Genomic DNA, 16,481 nt, shown 5'->3' with positions numbered 1-16,481 from the left:
AAAAATTTTGACCACTACTAAGAAATAAAAAAATTACTCACTTTTTTAAAATACAAAAAAGCTTGAACACCTTGCAAACACAGGGCTTTCAAGCTTTTTATATTTTTTAACTGTCAAAGATGAGATAATACTAAAAAAACTTGATCGAGGTGGATTGCAATATGGTAATGTTAGGAGACCCTTTTGTCGCCAATGTTCCAAGGCAATTATCCGCTGAAGAGTTGTTGCAGGCCTTGCGTGTCGACATGGCAGGTGAACTGGAGGCAATCATCGGTTACGAAGCGCATGCAATGGCCACGTCCGACGAGAGAGTGAAGAAAGTTCTCTATCACATTGCTGATGAAGAAAGACAGCATGTGGGTGAGTTGCAGCAGCTTATTTATCTATTGAATCCAAACGAACGACAATTTACTGAAAAAGGAAAACAAGAGATTATTCAGCAGCAAGCTCAAGGCTTTAAAATGCCCATGCAGTAAAGTTGCTTAACCCACTGCCCGGCCCTGTAAGTTGCATGGACCGGGCAGGTTTGTGGAACGGTCATGTTGACCACAACAAATATTATATTAACAGTGCTGCTATTAGCCCAAGGGGGTTATTCAACAGCAAAACATCAGTTGCATTAAAGTTTAACGTTACATCCTTCTTTATATTCAGCGGTACCACTTCTAAAGTAACTACAGCTTGAGCTGTGGTTCCATTAATGGCAACGTCCCGGATATCAGAGAGCTTGATATTATTTTTCAGCTTTTCAACCAGTTTATCTGCAACTGCTCCGGCAGGACCTACATATTTTTCTACGACCTCAATATTTCCGCTGTTGATCCCGTCAATCAGTTCAGTAACAGCGTTGCGCACATCCTGTTCGGTAAGCTGTGGCTTTGGCGCGTCGGCGCCTTGCTGCAAGGAGCAGCCCGTAAGCGAACAAAAAACAAGCACAAGTAGTAGTGCAATAAGAAGTATCGGCCTACTGCGCATGAAATCAGCCCTCCCCTTTTTCTCTAACAATACCACAAAGCGCCTTCACAAAAAAATGCGGGCGCCATTCATTCACACAAATGCAACATAGAGCCATATAAGTTCGGCTAACCCGCCGTGCTCAATTGAAATGGCGCTACATGAACAGGTCTTCATTTACAGAAAAGAATCAACCTGTGTCTCAATAACCGATATCTCCTGGTTGGTCAGTTGGCGACCCAGCAGTTCTTTGAGAGCTTTTATTGACGCGCCAATGGCAATGCGTCTGATATCTTTTTCTTCACTTTTTACAGGGAGCATCTGTGAATGGGGCGTTTCAAATTTCGCAGACGGAAGTCCAGGGCTCATAGCAGCCGCCATTTTATCCAACGAGGCTTCTTCCTCCATTACTAATTCATCATATCCCCCAGGTATAAAATTATTACCGTTTTCTACAGACGCGTGGTCTGTGCTCTTCCCGTTTTCTTCCCTTTTCCTTTTTTGTTCTTCTTTCTTGGCGCAATACTTTGCATACTCCTTTTGTATGGTTTCTTCCACCTCAATCATTTCGGCCCTATGCGCTTCCAGGAAGATGGTTTGTTCAGGCGCATGCTTTTGAAATACCTCAATCAAATCATGCTGATTGGCAACCAGCGCTTGCAGCGCGGGGAAAACCTTGATCGGCACTCTGGCTAGCTCTTTATCATATTCGTAACCGGAAACCGTTAATGCGAACTCCTGTTTTTTCTGTTTCGCCATTTTTTACACTTCCTAACAATAGTCGATTTATGTCACCATATATTTTATTACAGATGAATGGAAAAATAAAGCAAGGCGTTCCATGCAAAGCCAACCCTAAACAGCGCACCCACATCGCGAAGTTTTCATTTCCTGCCGGCGCTGTGATAGCCCATGTGAAACTGCCGTTGAAAAACAACGGCGCCGGCGAGTTATTTTTGCTGTAACCGCCGGCTCCAAAATTGAATAAGTTTTATTATCCCTATTTTTTTAGATGGAGCTTCACATGGAAACAACTAATGAAATCGACAAGACACTGGCCGTTTTTCTCGCTAAAGTATGCATGCAAACTTATAACCAATATGCAAACGACGGAGATTTTGATATTCCGGATGGATACAGTCTTGTGGAAGGATTTAAAGCGACTGCTATAAACAGAACTGAATGGTTTGGTTTCATTATTAAATCCGGGGATAATATCGTTGTAGCGTTCAGGGGGACTCAGTCTGAAACGGATTGGCTGGCTAACGCAAATGCCTACCAGACCGGTTACGCCTTTGCCCCCGGCAGAGGGAAAGTTCATCATGGCTTCATGGACATCTATGAATCGTGCAGGAAACAGATTATCAATACATTACTAAGCTTCCCTGCAAACTCAAACATTTATATAACCGGCCATAGTCTCGGAGCTGCGTTAGCCGTAATCAACGCCCTGGACGTGGCCGTAAACACCTTTTTCAAGCCTGTAATGTACAATTTTGCCGGACCTAGAGTTGGCAACCCTATCTTTGCTTTTCAATACAACCGGCTGGTAACAAACAGTGTCCGTATCGTCAACCAGCATGATCTTGTCCCTAAATTACCGCCTGTAATAATTTTAACGCCGCGCCCCTGCAAGATCTTGTATTACCAGCATGTTAAACACGACTATAAAATATCATTTCAGATGAATAGCATTAAGGGAAACCATGACATCAACAATTATCTGGAAGCGCTGGCCATCCTGTGAACCAGTCAAACTAACTACACTTCCGTGACTTATATGTAAGCAAGTACGAGTGATCTGCTTCGTTTTTTTGACCTCTGAGATACTCGCTGTAGGAAATCTCTATTACTTTTATGACGCCTGTTTTTTCCCGCTTCCTTTTAACCCTCGGCATTCTGTTTCCCAAAAATAACGCGTCCACACAATTCTTTGCGGTTACATAACGGGCTACTTCAAGTGAATTCCTATTACCCAGGTGTCCATAGTCAAGCAGGATTTTAAAGTAGCGTTTTTTCAAGATAATCCCCCTTTCTTTAATATCCTTCTTATCTCCTTAATCGGTACATCTTGTTTTATATAACCAGCCCAGATTCAGGCCTTCCCAGGTAATATCGGATATTTCTCTATTTAATAGAGATTCTTTTGCAGTATAAGCTATCATTGCTTTCAATAAAATATTCAGGAAGGGATTCATGTTTGCTGTTCTGACAATAATTTTAGCCGCCTCAAGAGTATCACGAAATTCTTTTTCGATATCCAGTTCATAAGGAACATCCTGGTCAAAAACTTCAGGTATTGTGTTATCAAAACGGAAGTACAGCTCTCTTGCTTTTTGATAAAAAATATAGGTTTTAATAGCAAACATGTCAATGCTGTCGAAATACTCTTCACTGTGCATACCCAGGAATTGAGTTGCAGCTTTGAGGTTTTCTTCGGAACAATCCAGCTCTTTTAAGACCTGTTTCCTTGCGTACAATTGATGCGATTGTGTTAAATGAGGGTATTCAGCCTCGATTAAAGATCTATCCAAGGATATTTCATCTAATTCTTCACGGGCCAGCATATTGGGGTCATCTATAACTTCTTCTCCCCTAAAATGATGAAAGTAGTATGATAATTCATCCATTTTGGTTTTAATCTCATCCAAGGACAGTCCATTGCTTTTAAACATGTCAATTGCCAGCAGCCGTTTAAAATGTTCTTCGTTATATATAGCCTGGTTTTTACTGGGCCTTTCCGGTTCCGGCAATAATCCCAGGTCAAGGTAATGCCTGACCATTCTCTCAGTTACGGTTACATTTTTTCCCTCGAGCATATTCAGTAAGTCTCTCATCTTCATAAGCTGTGAGCACCTCTCTGTACCAATACGACATAGCATGTCGTATGTCTAACTTATTATAAGACATACGACGTCGCGTGTCAATATGGGTATTTAAAAGATTACTTGCCACCGCTTGTTCTTAGGATTATGATTAACTTAGTATGAAATGTACTGCTATATCATATTGTATAAAATACAAAAAAATTCATAGAGGAGAATGTTATCTATGTCGGAAAAACTTTCTCGATTTTATGGCACAAAGGACTATATAGCGTCGGACGAGTTGCAAAACAGCGTGAACGTCGCTATCGCCCTGGGACGGCCGCTATTGGTCAAAGGCGAGCCCGGCACGGGCAAGACCATGCTGGCAAAAAGCGCTGCCGAAAGCCTTGGCTTGAAGTTCATCATATGGAATATCAAGTCGACGACCAAAGCCCAGGAGGGGCTGTATGTCTATGACACGGTGCAACGGCTTTACGACAGCCAGTTCGGGGACCGGGACGTGTCCGATATCAAGCAATATATCAGGCTCGGCAAGCTTGGGGAGGCCTTTACCTCCGATGTTCCGGTAGTGCTTTTAATTGACGAAATAGACAAGGCCGACCTGGAATTTCCCAACGACCTTCTGTGGGAGCTCGACATTATGAGTTTCTATATTCCGGAGACCGGGGAAACCATCACCGCTAAAAACAGGCCCATCGTGATCATCACCAGCAACGCTGAAAAAGAGTTGCCGGACGCTTTCCTGCGCCGCTGCATCTTCCACTATATCGACTTTCCGGATAAGGAAATGATGAAGAGCATTATTAAAGTGCACCATCCCGGACTGGAGGAGAATCTGCTGCAGCAGGCGATGGAGGCGTTTTACAGTTTGCGCAATGTCAGCGGCCTCCTCAAAAAACCAAGCACCAGCGAACTTCTGGACTGGGTCCAGGCTCTTGCCCTCGGCGGCATCGAACCGGAGCGAATCAGTCGAGAGTTGCCCTTCCTCGGGGTGTTGCTCAAAAAAAACCAGGATTTAGATAGAATACCACGCCACCAGCATGAACGGGGAGGCAGGCAAAGGCCCTTTCCCTACAGTCAACGAGGTTAAAGGGGTAAGGAAGGTGCTAGCTTTTGTTTATCAATTTTTTCCATCAGCTAAAAAGCGAGGGCGTTCCGGTCTCCTTAAATGAATGGATGACCTTGATGGAAGCGCTGGCCAAGGGGCTTTCTTTCTCCAGTCTGACCGGCTTTTACTACCTGGCGCGGGCGGTACTTATTAAGAGCGAGGCGCACTACGATCGCTATGACCTGGCCTTTGCCAAACATTTTCAGGGCTTGGAAACCACAGATGATATTATTAAACAAGCGCTGGACTGGCTTGCCAACTCCCTGCCGCCCCTGCATGTCCCTCCTGGGGAGCGTTCTCCGTTTACCCCCTGGGATCTGGATGAACTGCGACGCCAACTGGAGGACAGGTTAAAAAACCAGGACGGCGAGCACCACGGCGGCTCGCAATGGATAGGTACAGGCGGCAGGTCGCCTTTTGGCCATTCCGGCTACCACAAGGCCGGCGTGCGTATCGGGGGCACATCTGTTAACCGCTCAGCTGTCAAGGTGGCTGCGGAACGGCACTACCAGGAGTTCCGGGACGACCAGATCACCGGCGTGCGTAATTTTGAGGTAGCGCTGCGCAAGCTGCGGCAGTTCAGCAGCAGGACGGAAGGACCCAAGGACGAACTCGATCTGGACGGCACCATAGACGCTACCTGCAAAAATGCCGGCAAGTTAAAGTTGATCTGGGAGCGTCCCCGCCGTAATACGATGAAGGTACTCCTGCTCATGGACTCGGGTGGCTCAATGAATAAATACATGCAGATTTGCAGCCGCCTTTTTACAGCAGCCCACCGCGCTACCCATTTCAAGGATATGCGGTTTTACTACTTTCACAACTGCATTTATGACCGCATTTACACCAGTCCCGCCCTGATCCCGCGCAACGCAGTCAATACCGATGATGTATTGAGCTCTCTGAATGCTGACTACCGCCTGATCATCGCAGGCGACGCCAGCATGGCGCCGAGTGAACTCACAATGCGTGGCGGCGCCATCGATTGGGATATGTATAACGAACAACCGGGACTTTTTTGGTTGGAGCGCCTGGCCAGGCATTTGCCTTTCTCGGTCTGGCTTAACCCTATCCCTTCCGATCGCTGGGCTACAGCAGAGGGTTATTATAGTATCGCCCTGATCCAGAGGGTCTTTCCCATGTATGAACTTACGCCGGAAGGTCTGGAGCAAGCGTTGAAAAAACTGAAGACAAAAACCAAATAAATCTTAATTTTAATGAAAAATCGGCAATCCAGCAAAAAAAAGGGACTTGGCTAAGTATGGCGCTTAGCAAGTCCTTTAAGGGGGTTAAAAAGGTACAATGGTTTGGAGGTGTGAGTAACAAAATGAATATTCAAAAATTAATTATTTATTATGCTTGTAAATATGTTTAAAAAAAGCATCTTTTGAACGGCAAAACAGCCCGCAGAAAGGGCACTGGATATCGTTATCGCCTCTAAACAAATAGCCAAACCCGTTAGCTATTAAAACATTTCTATGGTGGATAACTTTACTCACAGAAATACCCATTTCGTTTGCGGTAGCTTGTAAACCCAGTCCTCTAATCAAATGACTCAACGCTTCTCTTTGACGGTCGGTTAACTTTAATTCATCAGGGAAATAGTAATCGCTCTCCTTGGCCTGACTATCCGGGTCAATTAAGCCATATTCCTCTAGTATTGAAAGGACAATTTTTCGAACATCGTCTTGCTTCACGTTAGGGTACCTCTAATTAATATTAGTGTATTAATTAACACCTAACTAATACCTATTATAAAACAATCTTAGTGTTTGTCAATGTTCACCGTCAAATCCGGAATATTCTTGCTATTTGCTAATCTTTTTTTCTGAGCATTCCCGTTTTATCAACCGCCCTTAAATTCTCCAATTCCCGGGGAGTCGGCTCGGGTACCAGTTTCACGTCAGGCGCGACTTTTAAATCCCAGCCGGTGTTTTCCTTAATCTCTTCAATGCTGGAAGAACGGTAATACTCTGTCAGAATGAACTCTCTGGTCACAGGATCGGGCCGCATGATGCCCAGCGTGGTAACGATCAGCGCCGGCCCGCCGCCGTGGAAATGATACCGGTCCCTGGCCGCTGCGCCGGTCAGGTAACCGGGTGAGGATAGATAATCCACCTTGTCAACAAACCTCTTCCTGTCATGGGCCGCCATAATAATGTAACGCTTGCAGCCGGAAGCAATTTCGGGCGCGCCGCCGCTGCCGCTCAGCCTGGTTTTCGGCGGCAGGTACACCGGGTTGGCGGGATCTGCCCACAAGCCCGTGGTATTGACGTTGCCGTACTTATCAATCTGAGCGGCGCCGATGATACCCACATCGCACCTGCCGGACGCGACCATCACACCAAGCGCGTCCATGCAATTGGTAAACGAGGTAGCATTGGAGGAGATGCGGTTATCCTCCACACCCCAGGGAAGCCCCCCTACCGGAGTGGCTCCGTAAATGCCGCTTTCGGTTAAATCTTTGATATGAAAGGCATGGTTACGCTTGGCAAAGTGGCCGGCCAGCATGCTTAAGCCTACCCCGAAGATAGCCATCTCACCCGCGCGTATTTCCCTGCCGGCAGCTATCGCCATCATTTCTTGCCTGGTGTAATTCATCCGCGCTGTCTCCCATCTGTTAATTTAGCAATTTCCTCATCGCTCATGATCCATTTCCGGTACGGGTCCATAAGATACCACGTGGTCGTGTCCTGAAGTTTATTGATTCTTTCCTGCCCGATTACTTCCAGGTACTCCTCAAAGGTATTGTAACTGTCGATATATTTTTGTTTATACTCTGCGAAGCCTTCCGGGGTCTTCATGGCGCTGTTCATATAATACATGTGCTCCTCATCGCTGTCGTAGAGACCGGTGGAGCACTGCGGCCAAACACCCATCGGCCAATAAACCACCGCGTCCACCACAACATCGGGAATCCGCACCAGGTTGGGGTATTGGCGCATACAACCGGTGTCGACAATCAGGTCGGCCTGCAACACGACTTTTTTAGCCGCCCGGGACAGTTCATAGCGGTTCCATTCCGTACCGAGCATGATGGCGTTGCCGTCCGGGTCGGCCATCGTTACATGGATCACAGCCACATCCGGTTTTAACGGGGAAAGGACATGACACGTTTTTCCGGTAAAGGGGTCCATCACCTCCGGTATTTTCCGCTCGCAGGGGTATTCCTCCGGGGAAAAAGCGCTTCGCCACTCCTGGTCGGAGCCATAACCGGAAACGGTCGGGCAAAACGGCCAGTTCATAGCGCCGGCCAATAACCGTAATGAAAAGTTTAAATTGGAATAGTCCTCCACAACGGTCCGGCCGCTTTCCACCGCTCTTCTCAAGCCGTAGGGAAAGCCGTAAACCTCAAGGCCGGAAAATGCGGTTTCAATCCTGTCGACAGCCTCTGCCGCGCACAGAAGGTTCAGCTGCTGGGCGCAGCAGTGGGAAAGCACGTGCAGGTGTTTCCTGCCCTGCCGGACCATTTCCCGGCCGAATGCAAGCGAATCCGCTCCGACGGAAAGGGAAGCCCCGTGGGCATACTGCATCCCGTCCCAGGTGTATTGGGCAACCGCTTCCTGCATGGATATCAATTTATTAGGCATCCATTTCCCTCCACTTTTAAAATATCATTTATACAATAACTTTCAATCATATAAGCCCGTCAAGAACAAATATACTTTTATACTGTATACTAAAATAGTATAACATATAAAAAGCGGGAACCCCCACTTACACTACATTAATCAGTTTCGTCTTACCTGTAGATGGTATAATAGATTAGACCAAATTTTACTTCAACTTATGATCAATATTTTGCCGCAGTTATTCGTATTAACCAGGAAATCGATAGGAAAGGAAGGCGAAAGAATGTTAAAGCTTTCTGAACAGCAGGAGCTACTGAGAAAAGCAGTAAGGGATTTCGTTGAGAATGAAATCGCCCCCATCGCGCAGAAAATCCACGATGAGGACACCTGCCCTGTTGAGCTGTTCAAAAAAATGGCCCAGCTTGGCTTCAACGGGGTCTTCGTACCCACGAGGTACGGCGGGACAGGTCTGGGGCACATCGAACAGGCCATTATCCTTGAAGAGGTTGGACGGCACTCCGCCGGTTTCGCCGCGACCCTGGTAGCCCACTACATGGGTGTTTACGCCATCATGAACTGGGGCAGCGAGGAGCAAAAACTGAAGTACCTGCCCATGCTCTGCTCGGGAGCTTTCGGAGGTTTTTCCATCACTGAGCCGGGGGGAGGATCGGACTTCGCGGGACAAAAAGCAACCGGGCAACTGGTTGACGGAGACTGGGTTTTAAACGGCCGCAAGTGTTTCATCACCAACTCTCACTGCATGGGAGTCAATGTGATGAACGTTAACACCGGGGAAGACGCCAAAGGCCGCCCGCAAATTTCCGTTTTTATCATTGAAGGCAGCGCTCCGGGCCACACGCCTGGCCGCAAGGAAAAAAAGGCCGGCTTGCGCGGATCTTATACCGGGGAAGTCATTTTGAACAACGTCCGACTGCCGCAAAGCAATTTGCTCGGCCAACTTGGTGACGGAGCCAAAATCAGCCTCGGCACTTTAGGTGTTATGGGCAGGGGCGGGACAGCCGCAGTTGCCGTGGGAATTCTGCGGGCGTGCCTGGAAGAGTCGGTGAAATTCGCCAAGGAGCGTATAATTTACGGCAAGCCCCTGTCGAAGCTGGCCAATATTCAGTTCCTCATCGCCCAAAACCGGACCGACTACGAGGCGGCCCGCCTCCTGACCTATAATGCCATGGGCATGAAAGACGCTGATCTGCCTAATACTGCTGAAATTTCGATGGCCAAGTTCTTTGCCGCGGAAGCTGCCGTCAACGCGGCTAAAAGGACGATGGACCTCATGGGTGGTTACGGGCTGGTAGCCGATTACCCGGTCAGCCGCTACCTGCTGGACGCCATGGGGACCATTCCCTGCTGCGGCACGTCACATATCATGCAGGTTATTATTGCCGGCGAAGAATTAAGAAAGTGATGGCGGAAAATGAACATAGCAGTCTGTATTAAACCGGTCCCCAACCCCGGATACTACCACAGAATAACCATCGCCCCCGCGACAAAACTGCTGGAACGCAAAGGGATCCCGACGATCATTAATCCGATCGACAAAAACGCCATCGAGGCCGCCCTGCAATTAAAAGAGCAGCTTGGCGGTAAAGTTGTACTGGTTTCCATGGCCCCCCCGGACGCCAGGGAAACCCTAAAAGAGGGTCTGGCCATGGGAGCCGATGAGGCCTACCTTTTGAGTGACCACGCTTTTGCCGGAGCCGATACACTGGCCACAGCAAGAGTCCTCGCCTCCGGCTTAAAAAAAATTGGGGAGCTTGACTTAATCCTGACCGGTTCTGAGAGCGCCGACGGCGGGACAAACCATATACCCTCCCAGGTGGGTGAGTTGATGGGGTTTGCCCACCTCAACCATGTTACTGAACTGAACCTGGAAGCCTCCACTATTAAAATTAAAACTAAAATCGAGAACGGTTATGTTGAATACCAGGGCAGCCTTCCGCTGGCGCTGGGTGTTGCCAGAGAGATCAACACCCCGCGCTACACTACCCTGATGGGAGTTGTCATGGCCCAGAATAAGCCGTTTACAACCTGGGGGCCGGGCGACCTGGGACTTGATCCGGCCAATACCGGTTTGGCCGGATCTCCAACTCAACCCGGAGAGTTGCATATGCCGCAGCACGGGCGAAAAGCTGAGCTGCTTGAGGGCGCCCCTGAAGACATGGCCGGAAAAATCGTGGCAATCCTGCGTAATGCAGGTGTGCTTGCCTAGTATGTCGATTTCCTGATTAGACTCAAATGCCGCAGGAACGGCGCCATGAGATATTGAAGTGATGTAGGCGCCATTTCAATCGCACACGGCGCGCCAACGCCGAACTTGTTGTAGCTAATGTAACATTTGTGCGAATAAATTCGCACCTGCATTTTGAGGGTAGCCTGACCCTAACCAGTATCCAATAATATTGTTTTAGGAAACGCTCTACTAGAAGGAAGTGAAAAACTTGCCTGAACAACCCGGCGCGGTCTGGATAATCGTTGAACAAAACGGGAGCATGCTTGCTGAAGTTACCCTTGAACTTTTGGGGAAAGCACGGGAGCTTGCAGCGCTTGGAGGAGGTTCACATGTCTGGGCCGTACTCCTGGGGAACAATACCGGTATTTTGGCCGGAGAACTTATCGTCCACGGCGCGGACAAGGTCATTTTCATTGACGATCCGAGGCTGGAGCTTTACCAAAATGATACCTACGGGCTTGTGCTGACCGAGCTGGTTAAAAAACACCGGCCAGAAATAGTTCTTTTCAGCGCCTCTTACTGCGGCAGTGAACTTTCTGCAACCGTGGCGGCCAAGCTGGAAACGGGCCTTGCGGCGCACTGCGTGGACCTGAACATCAATGACCGGGGTGAATTGGTACAGGTGGTACCCGCTTTCGGCGGGATGGTCCTCGGCGATATTTTTTGCCCCATAGAGCGGCCTCAGATGGCCAGCGTCAAACCCGGCATGTTTTCAAAACCGGATCGAGACACTACCCGTACCGGTGAGGTCATAAAAGAAACTGCGTCGATACTGGACGGTTATGAATCACCGCTCAAGGCTGTCCGCGTTGTCCAGGAGCAGCCGGCAGGACTCCCGCTCGAAAAAGCCGCAACGGTAGTGGCGGGCGGCTGGGGAGTGGGACAGGACACGTGGCCCTATCTCAACCAGCTCGCCGGGGCACTCTCCGGCGCGGTAGGCTGCACCCGGCCGGCGCTTGACGAAGGTTGGGGCGAAGGTGAGCACGTCATGATCGGGACCAGCGGGAAAACGGTACGGCCGCAGGTCTACATCGGGTTTGGCGTCTCCGGTTCCACCCACCATATTGCCGGCATGAAAGACAGCAAAGTAATCATCAACATTAACAAAGACCCTGAAGCGCCTATTTTCCAGGTATCGGACTACGGAGTGGTTGCCGACGCAAAAGAATTGCTTCCGCTGCTGCTGAAAAAAATCAGGGAACACAAAGGGAAGTAAAGCACGCCACACAACAATTTAAGACATCCCTATGCTGGTAGAATTCATTCGAATTTTTTGTGCGATTGAAATGGCGCCCACATTAAGGTTCAGCCCCAGGGAACGTAATGTGGGTGTTTATATTGCATTTGTCAATATGCACATCCAGTTGTTCATGCTCCTCCAAACAAAGCCAGCACTTCTTCGGCTTTGCCCCGGTTAGCCCCGTCACAGCTAATAAATCTCTGCACATAAAGCCGTTCTATTCTGGCAGTTTTATAAGCGTTTAAGATGAATTCCGTGGCATGGTTCGATACCAGCACCGGAATACCCCTGCCGGCCAAATCCCGGGCAAACTCCGCCAGTTCAACCTGCTCCTTGCTCCCGAAACCACCGGAGCTGTAAGCTGTGAAATTCGCAGTAGCGGACAAAGGTTCATAAGGAGGGTCGCAGTAAACAACATCGCCTTTTTTTGCTGTTTTCATGATATCCCTGAAATCAGCGATCTTAAATACAGCATTTTTTGCTTTAGCAAGAAAATGCTGCATGGCTTTTTCAGGAAATTTCGGTTTGATATACTGCCCAAAAGGAGTATTAAATCCCCCTTTGGAATTGTAGCGGCATAGCCCGTTGTAGCCATGCCGGTTTAGATAGATAAACAAAGCCGCTTTTAAAGTGTTTTCATTAGTTGTGTTAAAAAGCTCCCGCAGCTCATAATAACGGTTTTTCCGGTTATTTTCTTCAGTAAAAAAAGACTTGCAATAATTAATAAATGACTCGCCTTCAGCCTGCAAAGTCAGGTAAAGATTGATCAGATCCCCGTTATTATCAGCCAGCAGGTATTCCTGATAAGCCAGGTTTAAAAAAACAGCCCCTGAACCTACAAAAGGCTCAATAAGACGGTTCCCCTTGGGCAAAACAACCTTGATTTGTTCCAGTATATGGTACTTGTTGCCGGCCCATTTCAAAAAAGGCCTTATCTTCAACATCCGCTATCCCTCTTTTACAGGTTTTCGACCATTAACCGGAAATCAAAACAAAAAAGGTTTTATCCCCGCGCCAATTCATACTATAATTTAGATTAATATAATATAACCACTATCACTCATTATTTAATTTTTTACTGCTTATTGCAAGGATTATCGAAAACCCAACTTCATTCTTACCGGAAATTCAGATTAAAGGTGGCTGGCTATGACTCAACTAACGGATGCAGGTCAAAAAGTATTTAACGCGCGTTACGCATTGAGAGATGAGCAAGGACATATCTGTGAAACATTCGAGCAGGCAGTTTCTCGCCTGGCCCGGGTGGCGGCAAGCGCCGAAAAAGAAACCCAACCCTATTGGGAAGAAAAATTTGCCTCTATCATCGGGGACCTTTTATTTGTCCCTTCCACTCCTATTTGGGCCAACATGGGTAAACCTGACCGGCCCTGGCAGCCATCCGCCTGCTTTGTCCTGGCAGTGGAAGATACCCTGTATTCCATGTATGAAACCTTGCTGTCAACCGCCCTTGTTTTCAAATCCGGTGGCGGCGTGGGATACAACTTCAGCACGATCAGGCCCCGGGGTTCTCTGGTGCAGTCGACCAAAGGAAAAGCTTCCGGCGTGGTTGAACTGATCAAGCTCTACAACGCCTCTTCCAATATGGTCATGCAGGGCGGCGTGCGCCGGGGCGCGTCGATGGGCATCTTAAATATCGACCACCCGGAAATTATGAACTTTATACACGCCAAACTCGATGGCGGCCTGACCAACTTCAACTTATCGGTTGGCGTAACGGACGCCTTTATGCAAGCTCTCGAGCAGGGAGAAGATTGGCCGCTCATCTTTAACGGTGAAGTGCATGATGTGCTGCCGGCCGCCGTACTGTGGCAATCAATCGTCCAGTCCGCGCACGCCTGCGGCGATCCGGGGATTATTTTTTTGGATACCATCCAAAAAGCCAATCCCTTGCCGCACAAACAGTTAAACTGCACCAATCCCTGCGGTGAACAACCTTTGTTTCCGGGCGAATCCTGTTTGCTGGGGAGCGTCAACCTGGCCCGCCTGATCGCGGAAGACGGCCGCATCAACCGCGCTTTGTTTAAAGACACTGTCTCTATCGCCGTGCGTTTTTTGGACAACCTGATCGATGTGGCCGAGTACCCGTTCCCTTTGATTGCCGAAGCGACCAGGGCTACCCGGAAAATCGGCCTGGGCTTTACCGGTCTTGCCGACGCACTGATCAAAGCGGGACTTCCCTATGATTCGGCGGAGGGCAGGAAGTACGCGGGTGAAATCATCGAACTGATGCAGCAATCAGCCAACGATACCTCCCGGGCACTGGCAGAGGAAAAGGGATGTTTTCCGGAATGGGAAAACAGTAAATTTCACCCCGCAGAGAAAATTAGAAACGGTACCTGTGTGACCATTGCGCCCACCGGTTCGGTGACGACGATGGCCGGCTGCGAGGGATACGGCATCGAACCGATATTTGCAGTCGCTTACAAAAAATCGACCAATGTAGCAGGGGATTTCGAAGTATTCAGCCCGTTATTCCTGGAAGCGTGCCAACTATACGGCGTTTCTAACAGCATCCTGGAGGAGGTCGCCCGGCGCGGCACTTGCCAGGGGATCAAGGAGATCCCTGTAGAAATCGCACGAATTTTTAAAGGCGCGCAGGATATAGCCCCTGCGGATCACATCTTGATGCAGGCCGAAATTCAAAAACATGTGGATAATGCTGTCAGCAAGACCATCAATCTGCCCGGCGCCGCAACCACGGAAGATATTGAAACATGTTATAGAATGGCATATAGTCTGGGACTCAAAGGCATCACCGTTTTCCGGGACGGTTGTAAAGAAGGTACGGTTACCGTGGGCCGGCAGGAAGACGCGCCGGAGAAATTTGTCCTCCGTCGCGGTGAAATACTGCCCAGGCCGGTCAGCGCCCACGGCATGACTCACCGTCTGGATACAGGCTGCGGCAAGCTGTATCTCACCGTCAACTATCAACCGGACAGCGGTGAAATTTTGGAGACCTTCATTACGACCGGCTCAGACGGCGGGTGCCTGGTTTACACGGAAGCCACCTCCAGGCTGATCAGCCTGGCGATCCGCGGCGGTATCTCCCTTGAAGAAATCGTTGAGCAGCTGCAGGGTACGCACTCCTGCCCTTCTTACATGCTGGCCAAAGGCAAAGGCAAAAACCTTTCACAAGGTAAGTCCTGCGCCTCGGCCATCGCATATAAGATCGCCGAGATCAAAGCGGAGTTGAAAAAACAGTTCAGCGATTACAACGGAGCCGGAGAAATCCTTGTCGACGATACTCTGTTATGCGAATGTGGAGAAAAACTTGAAAGAGCCGAAGGATGTTTGATTTGCAGAAGCTGTGGTCTCTCAAAATGCTAGCATTGCCGGACGCATGGCGCGGGCGCCTAAACGCCCGCGCCATCAAGCTCGTTTAAAATATCAAGCACAATCGCTTCAGAGGCGTCCTTTCTCTGAAGCGCATAAATAGCCTTTTTCATTTGGCTCACCTGCTGTCTTTCATACAAAATCTGCTCAAGATGCTGGACCAGTTCTTCTATTTTACAGGCAATCTTTGCAGCCCCTTTATTTGCCAGAAAATAAGCGTTTTCCTTCTCCTGTCCCGGCAAGGGACGAAAAACAATTACCGGCAGCTGCAATGACAGCGCCTCTGAGAGTGTAATACCCCCTGCTTTTGTGATCATACAAGAAGATATAGACATCAGTTCTTGAATATGTTCAACAAAGCCAAAAATATAGATATTAGGCTTCTGAGCAAAGCTGGCTTCAATTCTTTCTTTCAATGCTTGATTTTTCCCGCAAACCAATAAAATCTGAATATCTTCCAAATCCAACAGTGCCCGGCATATTTTTTTCAAGTTCCGCATTACGCCGTATGCGCCGGCCATAATTAAAACGATCTTTTTTGAAGGCTCCAGCCCGTAGCGCAGGAATAATTGATTTTTGTTGTACGTTTGACAGAACGCCTTTCTTAAGGGAATTCCACTGACTTTGACGCGTTCGGCCGGTATTCCTTTGTTAATAATGGCTGTTTTTAATTCTTCGTTTGCCACAAAATAATGATCGATCTCCTGATGAATCCACCGGTCATGGAGGACAAAATCAGTTAATACCGTAAAAATGGGAATTTGGAGTCCAGTTTGCTTGCGTAGCTCCGCCATGACCGCCATGGGAAATGTATTGATAACAGCGTCAGGCCTTTCTACTCGGATGATCTCTCTTAAGGCGCCGATACCAAAGGTGTTTAAAAAGTTTACCGGTGTCCATTTATGCTGCATGTTTTGCGTAAGATAGTAACTCCAACCATAAAGCTTGGGGCAAAAAGAACAACTCATCAGATAAGCAAAACGCGTAACCGCATCCATCAGGGGATGCGCGTTAGCGTACAAATCTAACATCAGCACATTGTGGAGCCCTCTCTCCAAAAAACGCTGCTGCAATGCTTTGGAAACCTGTACATGCCCGTCGCCATAACTGGCGTATAAAATAAGAATCTTGCGTTCCCGCTTCGTCTTCATGCCGGATCCTCCAATGTTTGTAGCAG

Annotated in this window: 18 protein-coding genes; 9 read left to right on the top strand and 9 right to left on the bottom strand. The window is 48.4% G+C overall.

The window, feature by feature from the left end; genetic code table 11:
- Positions 1-161: 161 nt before the first annotated feature.
- On the top strand, positions 162-476 hold the full coding sequence (locus tag Psfp_RS11410) for a demethoxyubiquinone hydroxylase family protein (protein ID WP_134218666.1): 315 nt from the start codon (positions 162-164) through the stop codon (positions 474-476).
- Positions 477-558: 82 nt separating this feature from the next.
- On the opposite strand, the gene Psfp_RS11405 is transcribed toward Psfp_RS11410, so the two are convergent.
- Entirely contained in the window at positions 559-975 is a 417-nt protein-coding gene (locus Psfp_RS11405) for a hypothetical protein (protein ID WP_134218665.1), read from the bottom strand.
- A gap of 156 nt (positions 976-1,131) precedes the next feature.
- Positions 1,132-1,713 carry a hypothetical protein gene (locus Psfp_RS11400; RefSeq protein WP_134218664.1) on the bottom strand — a complete coding sequence of 194 codons (582 nt, stop codon included), beginning with the start codon at positions 1,711-1,713 and terminating at the stop codon, positions 1,132-1,134.
- Positions 1,714-1,742: 29 nt separating this feature from the next.
- Between Psfp_RS11400 and Psfp_RS21660 the strand changes: the two genes are divergently transcribed.
- Positions 1,743-1,919, top strand: a complete 177-nt coding sequence (locus Psfp_RS21660) for a hypothetical protein (protein WP_192895386.1) — start codon at positions 1,743-1,745, stop codon at positions 1,917-1,919.
- A 59-nt stretch (positions 1,920-1,978) separates the two neighbouring features.
- Entirely contained in the window at positions 1,979-2,701 is a 723-nt protein-coding gene (locus Psfp_RS11395; protein ID WP_192895385.1) for a lipase family protein, read from the top strand.
- A 10-nt stretch (positions 2,702-2,711) separates the two neighbouring features.
- On the opposite strand, the gene Psfp_RS11390 is transcribed toward Psfp_RS11395, so the two are convergent.
- Positions 2,712-2,975, bottom strand: coding sequence for a hypothetical protein (locus Psfp_RS11390; RefSeq protein ID WP_134218662.1), 264 nt, complete (start codon positions 2,973-2,975; stop codon positions 2,712-2,714).
- A 36-nt stretch (positions 2,976-3,011) separates the two neighbouring features.
- Positions 3,012-3,773, bottom strand: a complete 762-nt coding sequence (locus Psfp_RS11385) for a MerR family transcriptional regulator (protein ID WP_282434339.1) — start codon at positions 3,771-3,773, stop codon at positions 3,012-3,014.
- A 232-nt stretch (positions 3,774-4,005) separates the two neighbouring features.
- On the opposite strand from Psfp_RS11385, the gene Psfp_RS11380 reads away from it, so the two are divergent.
- Both Psfp_RS11380 and Psfp_RS11375 read left to right on the top strand, forming a co-directional pair.
- Entirely contained in the window at positions 4,006-4,872 is an 867-nt protein-coding gene (locus tag Psfp_RS11380; protein ID WP_134218660.1) for a MoxR family ATPase, read from the top strand.
- 23 nt (positions 4,873-4,895) lie between these two features.
- Positions 4,896-6,095 (top strand): VWA domain-containing protein, encoded by a 1,200-nt coding sequence (locus tag Psfp_RS11375; protein WP_134218659.1) that lies wholly within the window; start codon positions 4,896-4,898, stop codon positions 6,093-6,095.
- 141 nt (positions 6,096-6,236) lie between these two features.
- Here Psfp_RS11375 and Psfp_RS11370 read toward each other — a convergent pair whose 3' ends face one another.
- The 3 genes from Psfp_RS11370 to Psfp_RS11360 all read right to left on the bottom strand — a co-directional run bounded on the left by Psfp_RS11370 (position 6,237) and on the right by Psfp_RS11360 (position 8,480).
- Complete coding sequence (locus Psfp_RS11370) at positions 6,237-6,587, bottom strand: hypothetical protein (RefSeq protein WP_134218658.1); 351 nt, start codon at positions 6,585-6,587, stop codon at positions 6,237-6,239.
- A gap of 118 nt (positions 6,588-6,705) precedes the next feature.
- The gene (locus Psfp_RS11365; RefSeq protein ID WP_134218657.1) at positions 6,706-7,491 is read right to left on the bottom strand and encodes a CoA-transferase; all 786 of its coding nucleotides are present in this window, start codon (positions 7,489-7,491) and stop codon (positions 6,706-6,708) included.
- Positions 7,488-8,480, bottom strand: coding sequence for a CoA-transferase (locus Psfp_RS11360; protein ID WP_134218656.1), 993 nt, complete (start codon positions 8,478-8,480; stop codon positions 7,488-7,490). The genes Psfp_RS11365 and Psfp_RS11360 overlap by 4 nt, the downstream gene beginning before the upstream one ends.
- 265 nt (positions 8,481-8,745) lie before the next feature.
- Between Psfp_RS11360 and Psfp_RS11355 the strand changes: the two genes are divergently transcribed.
- The 3 genes from Psfp_RS11355 to Psfp_RS11345 all read left to right on the top strand — a co-directional run bounded on the left by Psfp_RS11355 (position 8,746) and on the right by Psfp_RS11345 (position 11,926).
- Entirely contained in the window at positions 8,746-9,885 is a 1,140-nt protein-coding gene (locus Psfp_RS11355; protein ID WP_192895383.1) for an acyl-CoA dehydrogenase family protein, read from the top strand.
- A gap of 9 nt (positions 9,886-9,894) precedes the next feature.
- Positions 9,895-10,689: an electron transfer flavoprotein subunit beta/FixA family protein gene (locus tag Psfp_RS11350; protein WP_134218654.1), complete on the top strand. Its 795-nt coding sequence runs from the start codon at positions 9,895-9,897 to the stop codon at positions 10,687-10,689.
- Between the two features lie 229 nt (positions 10,690-10,918).
- A complete protein-coding gene (locus Psfp_RS11345; RefSeq protein WP_134218653.1) occupies positions 10,919-11,926 on the top strand; it encodes an electron transfer flavoprotein subunit alpha/FixB family protein in 1,008 nt (335 codons plus the stop codon).
- Between the two features lie 152 nt (positions 11,927-12,078).
- On the opposite strand, the gene Psfp_RS11340 is transcribed toward Psfp_RS11345, so the two are convergent.
- Positions 12,079-12,894 carry a Dam family site-specific DNA-(adenine-N6)-methyltransferase gene (locus Psfp_RS11340; protein ID WP_134218652.1) on the bottom strand — a complete coding sequence of 272 codons (816 nt, stop codon included), beginning with the start codon at positions 12,892-12,894 and terminating at the stop codon, positions 12,079-12,081.
- A gap of 205 nt (positions 12,895-13,099) precedes the next feature.
- On the opposite strand from Psfp_RS11340, the gene Psfp_RS11335 reads away from it, so the two are divergent.
- Positions 13,100-15,298, top strand: a complete 2,199-nt coding sequence (locus Psfp_RS11335) for an adenosylcobalamin-dependent ribonucleoside-diphosphate reductase (RefSeq protein ID WP_134218651.1) — start codon at positions 13,100-13,102, stop codon at positions 15,296-15,298.
- A 26-nt stretch (positions 15,299-15,324) separates the two neighbouring features.
- Here Psfp_RS11335 and Psfp_RS11330 read toward each other — a convergent pair whose 3' ends face one another.
- The gene (locus Psfp_RS11330; protein ID WP_134218650.1) at positions 15,325-16,455 is read right to left on the bottom strand and encodes a glycosyltransferase; all 1,131 of its coding nucleotides are present in this window, start codon (positions 16,453-16,455) and stop codon (positions 15,325-15,327) included.
- Between the last annotated feature and the right edge of the window lie 26 nt (positions 16,456-16,481).

Origin of the sequence: Pelotomaculum sp. FP (assembly GCF_004369245.1) — a bacterium.
In the GTDB taxonomy this organism is placed as follows: Bacteria; Bacillota; Desulfotomaculia; order Desulfotomaculales; family Pelotomaculaceae; genus Pelotomaculum_C; species Pelotomaculum_C schinkii.
The sequence above is the reverse complement of the archived record's forward strand: the minus strand, read 5'-3'. Positions and strand labels throughout refer to the sequence as shown.

Excerpts from the sequence above, each read along its gene's own strand:
- Psfp_RS11350 (WP_134218654.1), top strand. The coding sequence starts at position 9,895 with ATGAACATAGCAGTCTGTATTAAACCGGTCCCCAACCCCGGATACTAC.
- Psfp_RS11405 (WP_134218665.1), bottom strand. The coding sequence starts at position 975 with ATGCGCAGTAGGCCGATACTTCTTATTGCACTACTACTTGTGCTTGTT.
- Psfp_RS11335 (WP_134218651.1), top strand. The coding sequence starts at position 13,100 with ATGACTCAACTAACGGATGCAGGTCAAAAAGTATTTAACGCGCGTTAC.
- Psfp_RS11385 (WP_282434339.1), bottom strand. The coding sequence starts at position 3,773 with ATGCTCGAGGGAAAAAATGTAACCGTAACTGAGAGAATGGTCAGGCAT.
- Psfp_RS21660 (WP_192895386.1), top strand. The coding sequence starts at position 1,743 with ATGTCACCATATATTTTATTACAGATGAATGGAAAAATAAAGCAAGGC.
- Psfp_RS11400 (WP_134218664.1), bottom strand. The coding sequence starts at position 1,713 with ATGGCGAAACAGAAAAAACAGGAGTTCGCATTAACGGTTTCCGGTTAC.
- Psfp_RS11355 (WP_192895383.1), top strand. The coding sequence starts at position 8,746 with ATGTTAAAGCTTTCTGAACAGCAGGAGCTACTGAGAAAAGCAGTAAGG.
- Psfp_RS11395 (WP_192895385.1), top strand. The coding sequence starts at position 1,979 with ATGGAAACAACTAATGAAATCGACAAGACACTGGCCGTTTTTCTCGCT.
- Psfp_RS11380 (WP_134218660.1), top strand. The coding sequence starts at position 4,006 with ATGTCGGAAAAACTTTCTCGATTTTATGGCACAAAGGACTATATAGCG.
- Psfp_RS11340 (WP_134218652.1), bottom strand. The coding sequence starts at position 12,894 with ATGTTGAAGATAAGGCCTTTTTTGAAATGGGCCGGCAACAAGTACCAT.
- Psfp_RS11410 (WP_134218666.1), top strand. The coding sequence starts at position 162 with ATGGTAATGTTAGGAGACCCTTTTGTCGCCAATGTTCCAAGGCAATTA.
- Psfp_RS11365 (WP_134218657.1), bottom strand. The coding sequence starts at position 7,491 with ATGAATTACACCAGGCAAGAAATGATGGCGATAGCTGCCGGCAGGGAA.
- Psfp_RS11360 (WP_134218656.1), bottom strand. The coding sequence starts at position 8,480 with ATGCCTAATAAATTGATATCCATGCAGGAAGCGGTTGCCCAATACACC.
- Psfp_RS11330 (WP_134218650.1), bottom strand. The coding sequence starts at position 16,455 with ATGAAGACGAAGCGGGAACGCAAGATTCTTATTTTATACGCCAGTTAT.